Genomic DNA, 18,883 nt, shown 5'->3' on the forward strand with positions numbered 1-18,883 from the left:
TTGGTCGCATTTTGACTAAATGTTGCTTCTCTATCGACTATTTCTTCGATTTCAGCGAAAATACGCGCAATTTTTTATGCTATGCCACTTTGAATTGGCAGGCTTACTCATCGAATTTAAAGAACCCATACTCAGACATGTCAAACTCGCAGCTCGAACATCAAATTGATCAGCGTCGCACCTTTGCGATTATCTCTCACCCGGATGCTGGTAAAACAACCATCACCGAGAAAGTGTTACTTTTTGGACGCGCTATTCAGCAAGCCGGAACAGTTAAAGGGCGTGGATCAAACCAGCATGCAAAATCAGACTGGATGGACATGGAGAAGGAACGTGGTATCTCGATCACCACGTCTGTTATGCAGTTTCCATACAATGATTGCTTAGTAAATCTTTTGGATACACCAGGGCATGAGGATTTCTCTGAAGATACTTATCGAACACTGACGGCTGTTGACTCTTGTTTGATGGTAATCGATACCGCGAAAGGGGTAGAGGATCGTACTCGTAAACTAATGGAAGTTACGCGCTTGCGAGATACGCCCATTGTTACGTTTATGAACAAATTGGACCGTGATATTCGTGATCCAATGGAAGTACTTGATGAAGTCGAAAGCGAGCTTAACATCATGTGTGCTCCTATTACGTGGCCCATTGGATGTGGTAAAGAATTTAAGGGCGTTTATCACATTCATCGTGATGAGACGATTCTGTATTCAACGGGTCAGGGTCATACGATTCAGGAGCTACGTACGGTAAAAGGTCTGGATAATCCAGATTTAGACGAAGCAGTAGGTGAAGAGCTAGCGGCTCAGTTACGTGAAGAGCTTGAGCTTGTTATGGGAGCTTCAAACGAGTTTGATCACGAGCTGTTTTTAGAGGGAGAGCTAACGCCTGTCTATTTCGGTACGGCACTAGGTAACTTTGGTGTTGACCATATGCTAGATGGTTTGACCAAATGGGCGCCTGCTCCTTTGCCTCGCCAAACATCTGCGCGTCAAATCGATGCAAAAGAAGAAAAATTCTCCGGCTTTGTGTTTAAAATTCAGGCGAATATGGACCCTAAACACCGAGATCGTATTGCTTTTATGCGTATCGTTTCTGGCTCTTATAAACAGGGTATGAAAATGAATCATGTCCGCCTTGGGAAAAATATCAGTATTTCTGATGCGGTTACTTTTATGGCGGGGGATCGTGCGCGTGCAGAAGAAGCGTTTGCAGGTGATATTATCGGCCTCCACAATCACGGCACAATCCAAATCGGTGATACCTTTACTCAAGGTGAAAACCTTAAGTTTTCGGGGATTCCTAACTTTGCGCCAGAGCTGTTTAGACGAATTCGTCTAAAAGACCCATTAAAGCAAAAGCAGCTTTTGAAAGGTTTGGTTCAGCTTTCAGAAGAAGGTGCTGTACAGGTTTTTCGTCCTGTTCAAAATAATGATTTGATTGTTGGTGCTGTTGGTGTGCTGCAGTTTGATGTTGTCGTTGCACGCTTAAAAGCAGAATACAATGTAGAAGCAATCTATGAAGGTGTTAACGTCGCGACGGCGCGTTGGATTGAATGTGATGATGCCAAAAAACTCGAAGAGTTCAAGCGTAAAAATCAGGTGAACCTTGCTTTGGACGGCGGTGATAATTTGTCTTATATCGCACCGACAATGGTAAATTTGAATTTAGCGCAAGAGCGTTTCCCTGAGGTTGCATTCCGCTCTACGCGTGAACATTAATGAATACTTGACTAAAATACTTGGTTAAGAAGATAATCTCTTTTAATAGTAAAAGTATTCTGGGAACGGTAAAAATGGTTGAGTCTGTAGATCCTATTGAGTTCACTGCGGCGGCTGCGGCCAAGCTGAAGTCTTTGATCGAAGAAGAAGAGAACGAGCGTTTGATGCTGCGTGTTTACGTGACAGGTGGTGGTTGCTCAGGGTTTCAGTACGGTTTTACGTTTGACGAAGAGTATCAGGAAGATGATACAGAAGTGAAACGTGAAGGGGTGCGAATGGTTGTTGATCCGTTGAGCTTTCAATACCTTGTTGGCTCCGAGGTGGATTATCAAGAAAACCTAGAAGGTGCTCGTTTTACTGTAACGAACCCAAACGCAACTTCAACCTGTGGTTGTGGTGCAAGTTTTAGTGTTTGATTGCTGTATGGAAATAAGGCGAGTGAAATAGTTACGCTATTTTGTCTGTTTTATTGTAGAAAGCCCGAGTATCTGAAGGCCTGATTTTAGGCTACGATATTGGGGCTTTTTCGTTTTGAGGATGGTATGTTGTTTCGACTGATTGGAAAATGTAGCGGTATCGTATTATGTCTGTTCTCTGCGAGTGGAAGTTATGCAGAGTCTCCTTGGTCATTTAATCTTGGCTTTACTTCTTTGTATTTGGATTCCGAGGCGCATGGTTTTCAGGAAGAGGGCTTGGATGCAATGGCACTAGATTATGCTGTTGTCTATAGATTCAATAATACAGTCAGTTTGAAGGCTGGGATGGCAAACGGAATTAAGTCTTTTCCCCAAACAGATGGTGGTGATGATCTGTCTGTTAATATGACGTATGCAGACGTGCAGTTTGGGTATGATAACGGGGTCATTAGACCTTACTTTTTCTTTGGGTTGGCTGAGGTGGATGTTTCGCCGGAATCTGGTTCGAGTCAAACATCACGAAGATTAGGTTTTGGCGTCGAGCATGAGCTGTTCGATCAATGGTCGGTCAATGTTAATTACAGTTTGATCGCTGCAAGTGTTAAGCAGGGAGAATCTGAGAGTTCTACCACCGTCGGTTTTGCCTATCGTTTTGATTGATGTTACCTAACTATTTTAAGCTTCTATGTTGATGCTGTTGGGCTCTATAGAAGTGCCCTCAGCTTGTGTTCTTTTTTGATTTAGGGCGACGTTCCCAACGTATACGTAACCAAGGTGTGCATCCCCTAAGATGACGGGGACAATGCGGTTTGGGTTAATAAGCCAGACTCTTAGTTCGACCGCGTGTTCGTATTTTACGTGACGCTTTGAATCTTCATTGTGATTGTCCAACAACTTTTGTATCTGGTCTTCTTCACCATCTTGATCCACGATAAAGGTCAATTCATGGGGCAGGCTTGAGATGTAATCGAATTCATACGGTGTTTTGATCGGTAACGCGTCGATGTGCTTTAGCGATGCTTCAAATAAGCTGGCTCTTTTTGGTGAGCCTAATCCAAGTTCTAAATATAATTTAAAGTCGATTGAGTAACCGTTTTTGCAAATAACAGGAACCGTGGCAATGAATTCCTCTGATTTTTGATGTGCTTGAGACATTTCGTTGGAATAACGTTCGTTCCATGAGTTTGGAATGGGAGGGGTTTGAAGAATAATCTCGCTGTTGTTCTGCTGCTTGATTGATTGTAGTGGTATTGTGGGTGTGTGCTTTTTTTCGCATGTATCAAAGACTGCAGCCAATAAGTTTGCGATTAAACAATCTTCAGGTAGCAAATTGTGCGATTGATCGGTAAGCAGTGTGATTTCTCTGACGGTGTGGGCATCAGAGCTTATGTCGACTTCATTTTGAAGGAGCTTGGGTAATGGTGTACGGCGTTTTATCGGCTCGTTTTGTTGTCCCGATTTTAGGTTTAACTTCGTAATGGGATCAATAAATAGCATAACTGCCCTCCTCACAAATAGACTATCAGTCAGATGCTGATATATACGTTATATTGAGGTTAACGGTCAGTATTCGGGAAGGTTGAGTGGATGGTCTATACTAAGAGAATAGACCATCCGAATGGAGATTAACGTAGAAGATTCGACAACTTTGGATTTTGCTCAAGTGACGCTCGGTAAAATAGAGCTACTTTACCAATGGTTTGAACTGTCTCGCATTTTAGAATTTTGCTGGTTTCTGCGATAAGTTCACCACGTACGTCACGGTCTACGATGCTGTAACGAATTTTTACGAGTTCGTGATCTTCTAAGGCACGATCCATTTCAGTTAAGACAGATTCTGTTAGACCGTTTCCGGCAACGGTAACAACCGGATTAAGTGAGTGTCCGATAAGACGGTATTGCTTTTTTTGAGTGTTGGTTAGGCTCATAGTTAAAATATCTCATATTAGTTTGTCCTCTTTATTGGAGGCTCGTCACGTTACGCGATATTATAGCGGAATTGAGGCTGGATTAGGTAAGAAGAATATAGATTGTCTGTCTAGGGCTTGTATTTTTTTTGAAGACCCCCAATATGAACAATTATTATGCCGTTTGTTGATCCAGTAATGCTAGAGCGCGTAGATATATTAGGCGATTCGAGTATTAGTGTTAGTTCAATAAATACAATTTTATTAATGGCTGATTAGACAAATTGGCGAACGTTAACCGTTAAGAGGTGTGCTCTTGAACGATATGCTTAAAAATATTTTGCTGTGGCTTGTTATCGCTGCAGTACTGCTTACAGTTTTTAATAACTTCAATACAACAAGTGAAGCGAATCGTATTTCGTATTCTGAGTTTGTTAAAGAAGTTCATGATGGCCGAATAGCCAAAGTTATTGTTGATGGATACACCATTAGCGGTAGTAGAACCAGCGGAGATACATTTGAAACCGTTAGGCCTGCAGCCGCAGATCCAAAAATCATGGATGATCTGTTAAGTAATAATGTGGTGGTTGAAGGTCGGATGCCCGAACAGCAAAGTATTTGGACTCAATTGCTTGTTGCGAGCTTCCCTATCTTATTGATTCTTGCAATTTTTATGTTCTTTATGCGTCAAATGCAAGGCGGCGGTGGCGGCAAAGGCGGCCCTATGTCTTTTGGTAAGTCTAAAGCAAGGTTGTTACCAGAAGATCAGATCAAAACAACGTTTGCAGATGTTGCAGGCTGCGATGAAGCTAAAGAAGATACAGAGGAGTTGGTTGACTTTCTGCGTGAACCTAGCAAATTCCAGCGTTTAGGTGGGAAAATACCTCGCGGTATCTTGATGGCGGGGCCTCCTGGTACGGGTAAAACTTTGCTAGCAAAAGCGATCGCAGGTGAGGCAAAAGTACCGTTTTTCACCATCTCTGGTTCCGATTTTGTGGAAATGTTTGTTGGTGTTGGTGCCTCACGTGTTCGTGATATGTTCGAACAAGCTAAAAAGCATGCTCCTTGCATAATCTTTATCGATGAGATTGATGCGGTTGGTCGTAATCGTGGCTCAGGCATGGGTGGCGGTAATGATGAACGTGAGCAAACCTTGAACCAGCTGTTGGTTGAGATGGACGGTTTTGAGGGTAACGAAGGTATCATTGTTATCGCAGCAACAAACCGCCCAGATGTTTTGGATCCTGCATTGTTGCGCCCAGGTCGTTTTGATCGTCAAGTAACGGTTGGTTTACCAGATATCCGTGGTAGAGAGCAAATTCTAAAAGTGCATCTTCGTAAGGTGCCTTGTGATGATGATGTTCAACCTAAGAATATTGCGCGCGGTACACCAGGGTTTTCTGGTGCGGATTTGGCGAACTTGGTCAATGAGGCGGCTTTGTTTGCTGCACGATCTAATCGTCGATTAGTGAATATGGAATTGTTAGAGCTTGCCAAGGATAAAATCCTAATGGGTGCTGAGCGCAAGTCCATGGTCATGAAAGAAGAAGAAAAGCGTAATACGGCTTATCATGAAGCGGGCCATGCTATTGTTGGTTATTTGATGCCTGAACACGACCCAGTTTATAAAGTTACAATTATTCCTCGTGGCCGTGCGTTGGGTGTTACGATGTATTTGCCTGAAGAAGATAAATACAGTTTAAGTAAACGTGGCATTGAGTCTCAGATTTGTAGTTTGTATGGCGGGCGTATTGCTGAAGAAATGATCCATGGTTTTGATGGTGTTTCAACGGGGGCGTCAAACGATATTGAGCGTGCAACAAGTCTAGCGCGTAATATGGTTACTAAGTGGGGGTTGTCTGAAGAGTTGGGTGCATACGCCTACGAAGAAGATGATAGTACTGGTGGTTATATTGGTGGCGGGACAGGCAGTAAGGCTAACTACTTCTCGCAAGAGACGGGTAAGAAGCTTGACGCTGAAGTGAAAAGTATTATTAGTTCATGCTACAAGCGTTCTACGGATATTCTTGAAGAGAACCGCGCTAAGCTTGACGTGATGGCCGAGGCTCTTATGCAGTACGAAACCATCGACGCCAAGCAGATAAAAGAAATAATGGATGGGAAAACGCCGAGTGCTCCTGAAGGTTGGGGTGATTCAAATGGCGGATCTGGAGAGGATGTTGTTAAGCCTGATGATGAAAACGCTTCTACTAGCTCCTCTCAACAGGAAAGTGGTCCATCTGATACGGGCAGTGATGATTTCGGAGGCGAGCCCAATAAAGGTTAGAGCGAATTTGTTGGTTATATATACTTGTATATGAATTGAAATAGGCGAGCCGTGAGCTCGCCTATTTTTTTGGTACTATTATTTTTTCTTCACTCCTACTTGTTGAGTACAATTGCAGCTATGTCAGTGGTTAGTTTTGGTGGAAAGCAGCTTGATTTAACGCGTCCTCATGTGATGGGCATTCTAAATGTGACTCCAGATTCTTTTTCGGATGGCGGTAAGTTTAATACGCTAGATGTAGCGTTGAGTCGCGTCGAAGAAATGTTGAATGAGGGGGCGTCTTTTATTGATGTTGGCGGGGAGTCAACGAGGCCGGGAGCAACACCTGTTAGCTTGCAGGAAGAGTTAGATAGGGTGGTTCCCGTTGTAGAGGCGATAACATCGAGATTTGATACCGTTGTTTCTGTTGATACAAGCGCCCCAGAGGTGATGCGTCTTGCCTGTGGTGAAGGTGCTGGCTTGATTAATGATGTTCGTGCATTGGAGCGTGATGGTGCTGTTGAAGCTGCTGTTGAGTTGGGGGTTCCTGTTTGTCTGATGCATATGAAAGGAACGCCTGAAAGTATGCAGCATGCTCCAGTTTATGATTCTGCATTCGATGATGTTGTTGATTATCTAGAGAATCGAGCTGCTATTGTTGAACGATTAGGTGTTAATAAGGCGGATATATTTCTTGATCCGGGGATCGGGTTTGGGAAAAAGCTTCAACATAATTTGACGTTGTTGAATCGCTTAGATGGTCTGAAAAAACGGGGTTATGAAGTATTGATTGGTGCTTCTCGGAAAACACTAATCGGAGACGTTTTGAATTTGGATGTGGGGGAGCGACTGTATGGGAGTATGGGAGTTCATGCTGCCGCGTATTCCAAAGGGAGTCGAATTTTCAGGGTACATGATGTGCGCCCACATGTTGAAATGTTAGAAATGATGTATCGGATTGAGAGAGAAAGGTAATGCGTAAATACTTTGGAACGGATGGTATACGTGGGCAGGTTGGTAAAGGTGTTATAACGCCTGAGTTTATGCTTAAACTGGGTTGGGCTGCAGGTAAAGTTTTTAGTGGGCAATCAAAAAACAAAATATTGATCGGTAAAGATACTCGTATTTCTGGTTACATGTTCGAATCTGCGCTAGAGGCAGGTATCGTTGCAGCAGGTGTTGATGTCAGGTTGGTAGGGCCTATGCCAACGCCAGCCATTGCTTATTTAACGCGTACGTTTAGAGCAAGTGCGGGCATTGTCATTAGTGCTTCCCATAATCCATACACAGATAATGGTATTAAATTTTTCTCAGCTGAAGGTGGCAAGATTTCTGATGAGCTTGAAGAGGAGATTGAATATTGGCTTGATCAGCCTATGGAAGTGGTTGAGTCGGATCAAATAGGTAAAGCGAAAAGAATTGACGATGCTGCTGGTCGGTATATTGAATACTGTAAAGGTACATTTCCTATTGGTTTGCGTTTAAGTGGGCTTAAAGTTGTATTGGATTGTGCGGATGGTGCAACTTACCATGTGGCACCTAGAGTGTTTAGTGAACTAGGTGCGGATGTTACTGTTATCGGTGTTAATCCTGATGGACTTAATATTAACGAGATAAGTGGTGCGACGAAGCCGGAACTACTACAAAAAAATGTAGTGGCTGAAGGGGCGGATATTGGCGTTGCTCTTGATGGAGATGGCGATAGACTGATTCTGGTTGATCGGTTTGGGAATGTATGTGATGGTGATGATGTTCTCTATATTATTGCGAATCATTTAAGTTTGAAAGGGCAGTTCTCTGGAGGGGTTGTCGGCACTCTTATGAGTAACTTTGGCTTGGAGTTGGCGTTATCTGAGCGTGGCGTCGGATTTAGTCGTGCAAATGTTGGTGACCGATATGTTAACGAAAAGTTGGTGCAGCATGGTTGGTTGTTAGGCGGGGAGCCGTCGGGTCACATCGTTTGTAAATCGATAACGACGACAGGGGATGGTATTGTTGCGGCTTTGCAGATCTTGCTTGCTATGGTAGAGGAAGAAAGGCCGCTTCATGAGTTACTAGAGGGGTTGATTAAATTCCCCCAGAAACTGAAAAATATTCGAGTGAAAGAGCGTTTTGTTCCGTCTGAAGTGCCTTCATTGCAAAAAGCGATCACTCATGCAAATGAACGTTTGAATGGATCGGGTCGAGTTCTTTTGCGCGCATCCGGAACTGAGCCTTTAATTCGTGTTATGGTTGAAGGTCGAGACGATGAGTTGGTCTCAGAGTTGATTGAATATTTGTCTGATGAGGTTCAGAAAGTAATTCAATAGCGTATTATTGTTTTGAATTTTGTTCGGATGTTGTTAATTAATGGCGATTTAATTTAAATATGGCTTGATTCTATAGGGGGTTTTCTCTAGAATCTTGCATCGAATTTAGGAGGGTGTGATGTCTCGACGTAAGATTGTTGCAGGTAACTGGAAACAAAATGGTTCGAAGGTTTTTTTGGAAAACTTTATGAGTGCCATTAAGGAAGTCGAAGATGTCGATGTTGTTATTTCCCCTCCATTCCCATATTTAGAAAAGGCATCCGCTTTATCTGCCAAATTAGGCACGGTAAGTGTTTCGGCTCAGAATGCTTCTTTATACAGTGATGGTGCATTTACTGGTGAAGTGTCGGTCGAAATGCTAAAAGAGGTTGGTGTTGAGTTTGTTATAGTGGGTCACTCAGAAAGACGAGAACTCTTTGGTGAAAGTGATTTAGTAGTAGCAGATAAAGTATCTAAGGTTTTGGCGTCAGGCTTGACTCCTATTTTATGTGTTGGTGAAACGCTTGAGCAGCGAGAAGCTGACGAGACAATAGCAGTTTGCTCAAGGCAGATTAGTTCTGTGCTTGATGTTGTTGGTGTTGATACTTTTGAAAATGTAGTCGTTGCTTATGAGCCTGTATGGGCAATAGGTACCGGTAAGTCAGCTACAAGTAAAGAGGCACAAGAAGTACATGCGGCTATACGCGCATTGCTTTCGGACTCCCTTGTAGGGCTTGGCGATAAAGTTAGTGTGCTTTATGGCGGAAGTGTTAAAGCGAATAACGCAATAGAGTTATTTTCACAAGAAGATATAGATGGCGCGTTAGTTGGTGGTGCTTCTCTGAAAATTGAAGAATTTAACGAAATTATTAAGGCGGCTGGAATCTAATGGAAGCGCTAATTTTAGTAGTACATGTGTTGGTAGCGGTTGCCATTATTGCCCTTGTTTTGTTACAGCAAGGAAAAGGCGCTGATGCTGGGGCTTCATTTGGTGGTGGAGCGTCGCAAACTGTTTTCGGTAGTCAGGGCGGTAGTAGCTTTTTTGGACGTATGACTGGCGTGTTTGCCGTTGTTTTTTTTGTGACTAGTTTTGCTCTTGCATTCGTGGCAAGTGAAAAAGCTAAAAGTGTTTCTGGCGTGTTAGATTTTGTTCCTCAAGCGCCAGTAGTTGAAGCTGGAGATGCGTTACCTCAGTTGGATGAGGTTGAAGAATCTTCAGATGTGCCTTCAAACTAACTTAATGATTTGTGCGAGTAGTTGTTAAGTTAAGTTCGTAATTTGCCGATGTGGTGGAATTGGTAGACACGCCATCTTGAGGGGGTGGTGGCCTACGGCTGTGCCGGTTCGAGTCCGGCCATCGGCACCAATTTGTTGGATATTTTTTTGAGAGTGTTATAATGCTCTCGATTTGGCGCGGGGTGGAGCAGTCTGGTAGCTCGTCGGGCTCATAACCCGAAGGTCGTCGGTTCAAATCCGGCCTCCGCAACCAACTTTTTGATTCTGATTTTGTTTTTGAAGTCAGAATGTTGTCAAAAAGCCCCATATGGGGTTTTTTGCTATGTGGAATATATGATGTAAATGGGCCTTGTGCCCGTTTTTTGTTTGTGGGTTTTAAACCTAAGTAACGTATTGGTCTTAGTGGGAGAGAAGCTTTGTCTGCCAAACATACTTTAATAGAAGAGCTTATCCGACCCGTTGTAGAGGGGTTGGGCTTCCAGTTTTGGGGAATGGAATACATTTCTCAAGGCAAGCATTCTGTATTGAGAATTTTTATAGAAACCGATGAAGAAAAAGGAATTGATGTCGAAGATTGTGCGGCGGTAAGTCGTCAAGTAAGTTCGATTTTGGATGTAGAAGATCCTATTTCCGGCGAATACAATTTAGAAGTTTCATCTCCAGGTCTGGATAGGCCGCTATTTATATTACCCCAATATGAGTCTTATGTAGGCTCCATTGTTGCACTTAAGCTTCGCGTTCCATTTGATGGTCGTCGCAAGTTTAAAGGGCAACTCACAGGTGTTGAAGGTGACGAGGTGGTAATCCTTGTCGATCAAGAAGAGTATTTGTTGCCCATCGAGTTGATCGAGAAAGCCAATATTGTTCCACAATTTTAAGTTTAACCTTTAAAGAGAGGCTAAAAGGATGAGCAAAGAAATTCTTTTGGTAGCTGAAGCAGTTTCCAACGAAAAAGATGTCCCGAAACAAGTCATTTTTGAAGCGGTTGAGACAGCATTAGCTAGCGCGGCGAAACGTCGTTTTGAAGAAGATGTGAAGATTCGAGTGTCTATTGATCAGCGCACTGGAGATTACAGTACTTTTCGCCAGTGGGACATAGTGGCTGATGAAGATTACTCATATCCAGATTCAGAGCTTACGATAGATGATTCTGTTGAGCAAAACCTAGGCTTGGCAATCGGTGAAATTTATGAAGAAGAAATCCCTTCAGAAGAATTTGGTCGTATTGCTGCTCAAACAGCGAAGCAGGTTATCGTACAGAAAGTTCGAGAAGCTGAACGAGCAAAAGTGGTCGCTCGCTACAGTGAAAAAGTCGGTAAGTTAGTTCACGGACAAGTTAAGAAAGTAACGCGTGACAGTTTGATTGTTGATCTTGGTGAAAATGCTGAAGCTGCATTACCTAAAGATCAGCTTATTAATCGCGAAACATTCCGTATGAATGATCGTGTTCGTGCTCTTCTTGCAGAAATTCGTGAAGACGGTCGTGGACCTCAGTTGGTTCTTTCTCGTACTGCTCCTGAATTTATGATTGAACTGTTTAAATTAGAGGTGCCTGAAATCGCTGAAGAAGTGATTGATATTCGTGGTGCTTCTCGTGATCCTGGCCTACGCGCTAAGATTGCAGTAAAAACAAACGATCGCCGAATCGATCCTATTGGTGCATGTGTTGGTATGCGTGGTGCACGAGTTCAAGCTGTTTCAAACGAAATGAACAGTGAGCGCGTTGACATCGTTTTATGGGATGATAACCCTGCGCAGTTGGTAATCAACGCAATGGCTCCAGCTGAAGTTGATTCAATCGTTATTGATGAAGATGCGCATTCTATGGATGTTGCTGTTAAGAGCGATAATCTTGCTCAAGCAATTGGTCGAAATGGCCAAAATGTTCGTCTTGCAACGGCTCTTACTGGCTGGACATTGAATGTAATGACCAGTGAAGAAGCTCAAAGTAAGCAACAAGAAGAATCTCAGAAATTGATTGATGTGTTTGTTGATTCTTTAGATATCGATGATGATTTGGCATTGCAATTGGTCGACGAAGGTTTTGAAACACTTGAAGAAGTGGCTTACGTTCCAATGGAAGAAATGTTGGATATCGACGGTTTCGATGAAGATCTCGTTAATGAGTTGCGCACTAGGGCAAAAGAAAGTCTATTGAACAAAGCGTTGCAGGCTGAAGAAAAGCTTGATGATGCTAAGCCTGCTGAAGACTTGTTAGCTATGGAAGGCATGGACAGTCACCTTGCTCTGGTTATGGCGTCTAAAGGCGTTATCACAATGGAAGATCTTGCTGAGCAGTCTGTCGATGAATTGTTAGAAATAGAAGGTATTACTGAAGAACGGGCGGCGTCTCTTATTATGACGGCTCGTGCTCCTTGGTTTGCTGAAACCGAATAAAATCTGAGTAATAAGGGGGAACTTAATGACAGTTCAAACCGTAAAAAAACTAGCTGAATTGGTGAACACGCCAGTAGATAAGCTGCTAACTCAGATGAAAGATGCTGGCCTTCCTCAAACGCAGGAAAGCCAAGATGTCTCTGATGTAGAAAAGCAAATTTTATTGAATTTTCTAAAACGTCAACATGGCGAAGAAGAAACAGGTTCTCAGCGAATCACGCTACAGCGCAAAACAACCAGTACTCTAGCAAGTGATGGTGGTAAAGCGGTAAATGTTGCCGTTAAAAAGAAGCGTACTTATGTAAAGCGTGCTGAGGGCGAAGAAGATTTAAAAATTCAGCAAGAAGCCTCTGCTAAACGTCAGGCGGAAGAACAAGCACGAATCGAAGCAGAAGAAGCGGCTAAGCAAGAAGCAGAAAAGCTTGAAGCGCAGCGTTTAGAGGCAGAACAGGCGGCAAAAGCGAAAGCTGAAGCCGAAGAAAAAGCTCGTTTGGCGGCTCAGGAAAAAGATGCTGAAGCTCAAAAACTAGCAGAATTAAAAAAGGAGCAACGTAGCTCCGGTACAGGAGCGAACGAACTCGTGGATAAACCAAAAGAGTCCAAATCAAATCGCAAAACAACGTCTCCCGCAATGGACGGTGCGAAAAAACCGGCTGTAGCACCAAAAGGGAAAAAAGGGGCTCCAAGGCAATCTGACGCTGAAAATAAATCAGGCCGTGGTCGTAACCAAGAGCCAAAACGCCATGCACGTATTGATGTGACGGGTGAAGAAGAGTTTGGTCGTCGCAAGTTGGGACGTAAAAATAAAAAATCGAATAATAAACAAGAGCATGGTTTCCAAAAGCCTACTGCTCCAATTATTCATGAAGTGGCTATTCCGGAAAGTATGACTGTCGCTGAGCTTGCTGAAAGAATGGCAGTGAAAGGCGCGGAAGTAATTAAGGTTATGTTTAAAATGGGTGCAATGGCGACCATTAATCAAACCATTGACCGTGATACCGCAACGCTTGTTGTCGAGGAAATGGGGCACAAAGTCAAATACATTGACGAAAACGCCGTAGAAACGGATATCGTCGATGCGATTGACTATGAAGGTGAGTTGGTTCCTAGAGCGCCTGTTGTCACTGTAATGGGTCACGTTGACCATGGTAAAACATCGTTGCTTGACTACATTCGTACCACTCGCGTTGCTGCTGGTGAGTCCGGTGGTATTACTCAGCATATTGGTGCGTACCACGTAGAAACTCAGCATGGCATGATCAGTTTCCTAGATACACCTGGACACGCTGCGTTTACAGCAATGCGTGCACGTGGTGCTCAGGCTACCGATATTGTAATTCTTGTTTGTGCTGCGGATGATGGCGTAATGCCACAAACGATAGAGGCGATACAGCATGCTCGTGCTGCACAAGTGCCTGTCGTTGTTGCAATGACTAAAGTTGATAAGCCTTCTGCAGACTTAGAGAAAGTTAAAAATGAGCTTGTTGCTCAAGAAGTTGTGCCTGAAGAATGGGGCGGTGATGTCCAGTTTGTTGGTGTGTCAGCGAAATCCGGTGAAGGTATTGATGAGCTTCTTGATGCTGTATTGCTTCAGTCTGAAGTATTGGAATTAACGGCTGTGCCAAGTGCTCCTGCGAAAGGTGTTGTCGTTGAAGCACGTTTGGATCGCGGACGTGGTTCGGTTGCAACCTTGTTGGTTCAAAACGGTACTTTGAAACAAGGCGATATCGTATTAGCGGGTCTTAATATGGGCCGTGTTAGAGCACTATTGGACGAAAACGGTAAGCCAATCAAGGGCGCAGGTCCTTCTATCCCTGTCGAAATTCTTGGCTTGGATGGTACACCTGAAGCGGGTGAGGAATTTATTGTTGTTGCTGATGAGCGTAAAGCTCGTGAAGTTGCTAACTTCCGTCAAGGTAAATACCGTGAAGTTCGTTTTGCCCGTCAGCACTCTGCTAAACTTGAGAATTTGTTTAGTGAGATGGGCAAAGATGAAGTTCGTACGCTAAATGTTGTTTTGAAAGCGGATGTTCGTGGTTCATTGGAAGCTTTGATTAAGTCTTTGACAGACCTAAGCAATGAAGAAGTGAAAGTAAATGTTGTTTCCAGTGGTGTAGGTGGTATTACTGAAACAGATGCAACATTAGCGCTTGCTTCTGAAGCGGTAATTTTCGGTTTTAATGTCCGTGCAGACAGCTCTGCGAAGCAATTTATTGAGCGTGAAAGCGTAGACCTTCGTTACTACAGTGTCATTTATAACATCATTGATGATGTTAAACAGGCTCTTTCTGGTATGTTGACACCAGATCTTCGAGAGGACATTGTTGGTACAGCTGAAGTTCGAGACGTTTTCCGTTCACCTAAGTTTGGCTTGGTTGCTGGCTGTATGGTAATCGAAGGTACAGTTTACCGTAACGACAAAATTCGTGTATTGCGCGATAACGTTGTTATTTACGAAGGTGAGCTTGAGTCTTTACGCCGCTTTAAAGATGCTGTTAACGATGTTCGTCAGGGCATGGAATGTGGTATCGGTGTTAAGAACTATAATGATGTGAAAGTGGGCGATAAGATCGAAGTCTTTAAGACTATCGAAGTCGCTCGCTCTCTATAAAGGGAAAATAAATGGCAGGCGAATTTAGTCGTACTAGTCGTATTGGTGATCAGCTCCAGAAGGAGCTGGCATCCCTTATTCAGTTTGAAGTCAAAGATCCGCGTTTGGGTTTTGTTACGATTAATGAAGTTCGTGTAGCGAAAGATCTAGGTTATGCAGATGTTTACTATACGGTTTTAGGAATCGATGAAGACCCCAAAAAATTGGCGGATAATCAAGTTGCGTTAGACAGTGCAAAGAGCTTTTTACGGCATCGTCTAGCAAAAGAAGTAAAGTTGAGGGTTATGCCTCATTTGCGTTTTCATTATGATCAAAGTGTTGTTAATGGTGCTCGAATGTCAGCTCTTATAGATGATGCTATTAGCAAAGATCAGAAAATGGATTCCTCGGAAGATTAAGTTCAAGCTATGGGTAAGACTCAATGGCGTCAAGTTGATGGCGTCGTTTTATTAAATAAGCCTTTAGGCTTGAGCTCGAATCAGGCATTGCAAAAAGTGCGTCGATTATATCGAGCTGCAAAAGCTGGGCATACTGGCGCGCTTGACCCTCTTGCAACCGGTATGTTGCCTTTGTGTTTAGGAGAGGCGACAAAGTTTTCACAGTTTCTACTGGATGCAGATAAACGATACGTTACCTGTATTGAATTAGGGGTGAGAACAACGACTGGTGATAAGGAAGGAGAGGTTCTAAGTAATGAGCCTGTCCCTGTGCTTTCTGACGGTGAACTTGATGTTCTTCTTGACCGTTTTAGAGGTGATATTACCCAAGTGCCTCCGATGTATTCCGCATTGAAGTACGAAGGTAAGCCTCTTTATGAATATGCTCGTCAAGGGATTACAATCGAGAGAAAGTCTCGCCTCGTTACAATTCGCAGTTTAACGGTTCTTGAGCGAACGAATGATACCTTGACGCTAGATATTACGTGCTCGAAAGGTACTTATATCAGAACCATAGGCGAAGACATCGGAGAAGCATTAGGTTGTGGTGCACATTTAAAGACGTTGCACCGTGTCTCTACGGCTGGGTATAACCCTAAAGATATGTTGACGCTTGAGGAATTTGAGGCGTTACTTGACTCTGGTGAGGCGACTCTAGATAAGCGTTTAATGCCTTCAGATACAGCGGTGTCTCACTTTGAAAAAGTGCGCTTGTCAGACTTTGAATCCAAAGAAATGTCCTATGGGCGTCCATTGTCTGATTCAAGAAATTATGTCCCTGAAACTCTCGTCAGATTATTTAGGTCGTCTGACGATTTGTTTTTAGGTTTAGGCGTCATAAAAGATCGAAAAATTAAAGCGTATCGCTTGATAAATACGAGTGAGTTAGCTCAAAAATAGTGTTATCATGCGGGCGTTAGGGTAACTGAAAATATGCTCGGCTACCCTTTATTTCATTAACGCATATTAATCGGAGAAAAAGATTATGGCATTGTCTGTAGAAGCTAAGGCAGCATTGGTTAAAGAATTTCAAGTAGCTGAAGGTGACACTGGTTCCCCAGAAGTTCAAGTTGCTTTGTTGACTAAAAACATCGAAGGTCTACAAGGTCACTTTAAAGCTCATATTCATGACCACCATTCTCGTCGCGGCTTGATTCGCATGGTAAACCAACGTCGTAAATTGTTGGATTACCTAAAGCGTAAAGACGCAGCACGTTACACTAGCTTGATCAAAAAGCTGGGTCTACGTCGCTAAGACCGAAGAGGGCCATAGTTACTATGGCCCTTTTTTATTTTGGATTCCCAAGGGGCAGCCTGTACTTCAAATGTATTTTTTCTTCTGATTTTAATTACATAGATCACGGCAGTGTTAAGAATGCATTTGAGTACTGGCTAGACAAGATTGTCTTTGGGAACAAGCAGTAAATTAAATTTAACGTAAGGACTTTTTGTGAGCATTACGACTAAAACTTTTGAATTTGGTAACCAAACGGTTACTCTAGAAACTGGCCGCATTGCACGTCAGGCAACAGGTGCAGTACTTTGTACACTAGGTGACGCACAGGTATTAGCAACGGTAGTTGGTGCAAAATCAGCAAACCCTAGCCAAGATTTTTTCCCTCTTTCTGTACATTACCAAGAGCGTACGTATGCTGTTGGTAAAATTCCAGGTGGATTCCTAAAGCGTGAAGGTCGTCCTTCAGAGAAAGAGACATTAACATCTCGTTTGATTGACCGTCCTATTCGTCCTCTTTTCCCTAAGGGATTCATGAACGAAGTACAAGTTGTGTGTACTGTCATGTCTACGAATACAGACCTTGATGCAGACATTCCAGCTATGCTTGCAACCTCTGCGGCTCTTGCGATTTCTGGTATACCTTTCAACGGCCCTATCGGTGCCGCTCGTGTAGGTTTCAACGACGAAGAAGGTTACCTATTAAACCCTTCTAACAGTGACCTTGACGGTTCTTTGTTGGACATGGTTGTTGCGGGTACGAAAGACGCTGTATTAATGGTGGAGTCTGAAGCTCAAGAGCTTACCGAAGACGAGATGTTGGGTGCAGTATTGTACGCACACAAAGAAATGCAGACCGCTATTTCAGCTATCAATGAGTTTGTTGCTGAATCTGGTAAACCTCGTTGGGAGTGGTCACCTGAAGCTGCTAAAGAAGGTTTGGTTGATGCTGTTCAGCTTGGTTTTGCAGCTCAAATCGAAGAAGCTTACGGTATCAGCGAAAAAATGGCTCGCTATACTAAACTGGGTGAAATTCGTGAAGCCGCTATTTCCGCGCTTGCTTCAGAAGAAGGTGAATATGACGAGTCCGACGTAACAAGTGCGTTTGGTAAGTTAGAGAAAAACATTGTTCGCCGTCGTGTAATCGATGGTCAGCCTCGTATTGATGGTCGTGACAATCAAACAGTTCGCCCTATTAATGTAGAAGTTGGTCTTCTTAAAAAGACTCACGGTTCTTCTCTATTCACTCGTGGCGAAACTCAAGCGATTGCAACTTGTACTCTAGGTACAAGCCGCGACGCTCAAATTTCCGATGGCCTAGCGGGCGAAAATAAAGACAGCTTCATGTTGCATTACAACTTCCCTCCTTACTCTGTAGGTGAGTGTGGTCGTATGGGTGGTGTTGGGCGTCGTGAGATAGGTCACGGACGTTTGGCTCGCCGTGGTGTTCAGGCTGTACTTCCTAGTGAAGATGAATTCCCATACACGATTCGTATTGTTTCAGAAATCACTGAATCCAATGGTTCAAGCTCTATGGCTTCTGTGTGTGGCGCTAGCTTATCTATGATGGATGCAGGTGTGCCTCTTAAAGCTCCCGTTGCAGGTATTGCAATGGGTCTTATTAAAGAAGACGATGGCTTTGCTGTACTGACTGACATTTTGGGCGATGAAGATCATCTTGGTGACATGGACTTTAAAGTAGCGGGTACGGAAGAAGGTATCACTGCTTTGCAAATGGACATAAAGATCGAAGGTATTAACGAAGAAATTATGGACATCGCATTGACCCAAGCAATGGATGCTCGAAAACATATCCTTCGTGAAATGTCGACAGTGATCGGTTACGCTCGTCCAGAAGTTTCTCCGAATGCACCTTCTATGGCAATGATTAAGATCGATCCTGAGAAGATCCGTGATGTTATCGGTAAAGGTGGCGCAACAATTCGTTCTATCACAGAAGAAACAGGCGCATCTATCGACCTTGACGATGATGGTACAGTACGTATTTACGCAGCGGATAAAGCCTCTTCTGATGCCGCACTTCTGAAAATTCACGAAATTACTGCGGAAGCGGAAATCGATAAACTTTACCAAGGTAAAGTGGTTCGTCTTGCTGAATTTGGCGCGTTTGTAAACATTCTTCCTGGCAAAGACGGCCTTGTGCATATTTCGCAGATTGCAGAAGAGCGTATCCGTGCTGTATCTGATGTTCTTTCAGAAGGCCAAGATGTGATTGTTAAAGTATTAGATGTTGATGCTCGCGGTCGAATCAAGTTGTCTATGAAAGAAGTTACGGAAGAAGATAAAGCTACTTTTGCTTAATACTTCGTTTTGTAGGCTGCTCAAAGTTCATTGAGTAGATAC

At 43.3% G+C, this 18,883-nt stretch carries 17 protein-coding genes and 2 tRNA genes; 17 read left to right on the top strand and 2 right to left on the bottom strand.

Annotated features, from left to right (window positions below):
* Positions 1-137 precede the first annotated feature (137 nt).
* The 3 genes from prfC (at position 138) to DFP79_RS08725 (ending at position 2,803) form a co-directional block, all read left to right on the top strand.
* Entirely contained in the window at positions 138-1,727 is a 1,590-nt protein-coding gene (gene prfC / locus DFP79_RS08715) for a peptide chain release factor 3 (protein WP_133503573.1), read from the top strand.
* A 74-nt stretch (positions 1,728-1,801) separates the two neighbouring features.
* Entirely contained in the window at positions 1,802-2,143 is a 342-nt protein-coding gene (gene erpA, locus DFP79_RS08720) for an iron-sulfur cluster insertion protein ErpA (protein WP_133503574.1), read from the top strand.
* A gap of 126 nt (positions 2,144-2,269) precedes the next feature.
* Positions 2,270-2,803, top strand: coding sequence for an outer membrane beta-barrel protein (locus DFP79_RS08725; protein ID WP_133503575.1), 534 nt, complete (start codon positions 2,270-2,272; stop codon positions 2,801-2,803).
* Positions 2,804-2,818: 15 nt separating this feature from the next.
* Here DFP79_RS08725 and DFP79_RS08730 read toward each other — a convergent pair whose 3' ends face one another.
* On the bottom strand, positions 2,819-3,640 hold the full coding sequence (locus DFP79_RS08730; protein WP_133503576.1) for a hypothetical protein: 822 nt from the start codon (positions 3,638-3,640) through the stop codon (positions 2,819-2,821).
* 128 nt (positions 3,641-3,768) lie between these two features.
* The gene (locus DFP79_RS08735) at positions 3,769-4,071 is read right to left on the bottom strand and encodes a YhbY family RNA-binding protein (RefSeq protein ID WP_133503577.1); all 303 of its coding nucleotides are present in this window, start codon (positions 4,069-4,071) and stop codon (positions 3,769-3,771) included.
* A gap of 295 nt (positions 4,072-4,366) precedes the next feature.
* On the opposite strand from DFP79_RS08735, the gene ftsH reads away from it, so the two are divergent.
* From ftsH to pnp, 14 genes are all read left to right on the top strand, one after another.
* On the top strand, positions 4,367-6,337 hold the full coding sequence (gene ftsH, locus DFP79_RS08740) for an ATP-dependent zinc metalloprotease FtsH (protein ID WP_133503578.1): 1,971 nt from the start codon (positions 4,367-4,369) through the stop codon (positions 6,335-6,337).
* A gap of 120 nt (positions 6,338-6,457) precedes the next feature.
* A complete protein-coding gene (gene folP, locus DFP79_RS08745; protein ID WP_133503579.1) occupies positions 6,458-7,291 on the top strand; it encodes a dihydropteroate synthase in 834 nt (277 codons plus the stop codon).
* Positions 7,291-8,625 (top strand): phosphoglucosamine mutase, encoded by a 1,335-nt coding sequence (gene glmM, locus DFP79_RS08750; RefSeq protein ID WP_133503580.1) that lies wholly within the window; start codon positions 7,291-7,293, stop codon positions 8,623-8,625. Before folP ends, glmM begins: the two co-directional genes overlap by 1 nt.
* A gap of 118 nt (positions 8,626-8,743) precedes the next feature.
* Positions 8,744-9,493, top strand: coding sequence for a triose-phosphate isomerase (tpiA, locus tag DFP79_RS08755; RefSeq protein ID WP_133503581.1), 750 nt, complete (start codon positions 8,744-8,746; stop codon positions 9,491-9,493).
* A complete protein-coding gene (gene secG, locus DFP79_RS08760; protein ID WP_133503582.1) occupies positions 9,493-9,840 on the top strand; it encodes a preprotein translocase subunit SecG in 348 nt (115 codons plus the stop codon). Before tpiA ends, secG begins: the two co-directional genes overlap by 1 nt.
* 44 nt (positions 9,841-9,884) lie before the next feature.
* Positions 9,885-9,970, top strand: a tRNA-Leu gene (locus tag DFP79_RS08765).
* 46 nt (positions 9,971-10,016) lie between these two features.
* Positions 10,017-10,093, top strand: a tRNA-Met gene (locus DFP79_RS08770).
* Positions 10,094-10,256: 163 nt separating this feature from the next.
* Positions 10,257-10,718, top strand: a complete 462-nt coding sequence (rimP, locus tag DFP79_RS08775; RefSeq protein ID WP_133503583.1) for a ribosome maturation factor RimP — start codon at positions 10,257-10,259, stop codon at positions 10,716-10,718.
* A gap of 28 nt (positions 10,719-10,746) precedes the next feature.
* On the top strand, positions 10,747-12,237 hold the full coding sequence (nusA, locus tag DFP79_RS08780; RefSeq protein ID WP_133503584.1) for a transcription termination factor NusA: 1,491 nt from the start codon (positions 10,747-10,749) through the stop codon (positions 12,235-12,237).
* A gap of 25 nt (positions 12,238-12,262) precedes the next feature.
* Positions 12,263-14,848, top strand: a complete 2,586-nt coding sequence (infB, locus tag DFP79_RS08785; protein WP_133503585.1) for a translation initiation factor IF-2 — start codon at positions 12,263-12,265, stop codon at positions 14,846-14,848.
* An 11-nt stretch (positions 14,849-14,859) separates the two neighbouring features.
* The gene (gene rbfA, locus DFP79_RS08790) at positions 14,860-15,246 is read left to right on the top strand and encodes a 30S ribosome-binding factor RbfA (protein WP_133503586.1); all 387 of its coding nucleotides are present in this window, start codon (positions 14,860-14,862) and stop codon (positions 15,244-15,246) included.
* A gap of 9 nt (positions 15,247-15,255) precedes the next feature.
* The gene (gene truB, locus DFP79_RS08795; protein WP_133503587.1) at positions 15,256-16,185 is read left to right on the top strand and encodes a tRNA pseudouridine(55) synthase TruB; all 930 of its coding nucleotides are present in this window, start codon (positions 15,256-15,258) and stop codon (positions 16,183-16,185) included.
* 85 nt (positions 16,186-16,270) lie between these two features.
* Positions 16,271-16,540, top strand: coding sequence for a 30S ribosomal protein S15 (gene rpsO / locus DFP79_RS08800; RefSeq protein ID WP_133503588.1), 270 nt, complete (start codon positions 16,271-16,273; stop codon positions 16,538-16,540).
* A gap of 195 nt (positions 16,541-16,735) precedes the next feature.
* Positions 16,736-18,841, top strand: coding sequence for a polyribonucleotide nucleotidyltransferase (pnp, locus tag DFP79_RS08805; RefSeq protein WP_133503589.1), 2,106 nt, complete (start codon positions 16,736-16,738; stop codon positions 18,839-18,841).
* The last annotated feature ends 42 nt before the right edge of the window (positions 18,842-18,883 follow it).

This window comes from Marinomonas balearica (genome assembly GCF_004362145.1).
GTDB classification, from domain to species: domain Bacteria; phylum Pseudomonadota; class Gammaproteobacteria; order Pseudomonadales; family Marinomonadaceae; genus Marinomonas; species Marinomonas balearica.

Bases quoted from the DNA above. Each gene is read 5' to 3' on its own strand.
- prfC (WP_133503573.1), top strand. From the start codon at position 138: ATGTCAAACTCGCAGCTCGAACATCAAATTGATCAGCGTCGCACCTTT.
- erpA (WP_133503574.1), top strand. From the start codon at position 1,802: ATGGTTGAGTCTGTAGATCCTATTGAGTTCACTGCGGCGGCTGCGGCC.
- DFP79_RS08725 (WP_133503575.1), top strand. From the start codon at position 2,270: ATGTTGTTTCGACTGATTGGAAAATGTAGCGGTATCGTATTATGTCTG.
- DFP79_RS08730 (WP_133503576.1), bottom strand. From the start codon at position 3,640: ATGCTATTTATTGATCCCATTACGAAGTTAAACCTAAAATCGGGACAA.
- DFP79_RS08735 (WP_133503577.1), bottom strand. From the start codon at position 4,071: ATGAGCCTAACCAACACTCAAAAAAAGCAATACCGTCTTATCGGACAC.
- folP (WP_133503579.1), top strand. From the start codon at position 6,458: ATGTCAGTGGTTAGTTTTGGTGGAAAGCAGCTTGATTTAACGCGTCCT.
- glmM (WP_133503580.1), top strand. From the start codon at position 7,291: ATGCGTAAATACTTTGGAACGGATGGTATACGTGGGCAGGTTGGTAAA.
- tpiA (WP_133503581.1), top strand. From the start codon at position 8,744: ATGTCTCGACGTAAGATTGTTGCAGGTAACTGGAAACAAAATGGTTCG.
- secG (WP_133503582.1), top strand. From the start codon at position 9,493: ATGGAAGCGCTAATTTTAGTAGTACATGTGTTGGTAGCGGTTGCCATT.
- nusA (WP_133503584.1), top strand. From the start codon at position 10,747: ATGAGCAAAGAAATTCTTTTGGTAGCTGAAGCAGTTTCCAACGAAAAA.
- infB (WP_133503585.1), top strand. From the start codon at position 12,263: ATGACAGTTCAAACCGTAAAAAAACTAGCTGAATTGGTGAACACGCCA.
- rbfA (WP_133503586.1), top strand. From the start codon at position 14,860: ATGGCAGGCGAATTTAGTCGTACTAGTCGTATTGGTGATCAGCTCCAG.
- truB (WP_133503587.1), top strand. From the start codon at position 15,256: ATGGGTAAGACTCAATGGCGTCAAGTTGATGGCGTCGTTTTATTAAAT.
- rpsO (WP_133503588.1), top strand. From the start codon at position 16,271: ATGGCATTGTCTGTAGAAGCTAAGGCAGCATTGGTTAAAGAATTTCAA.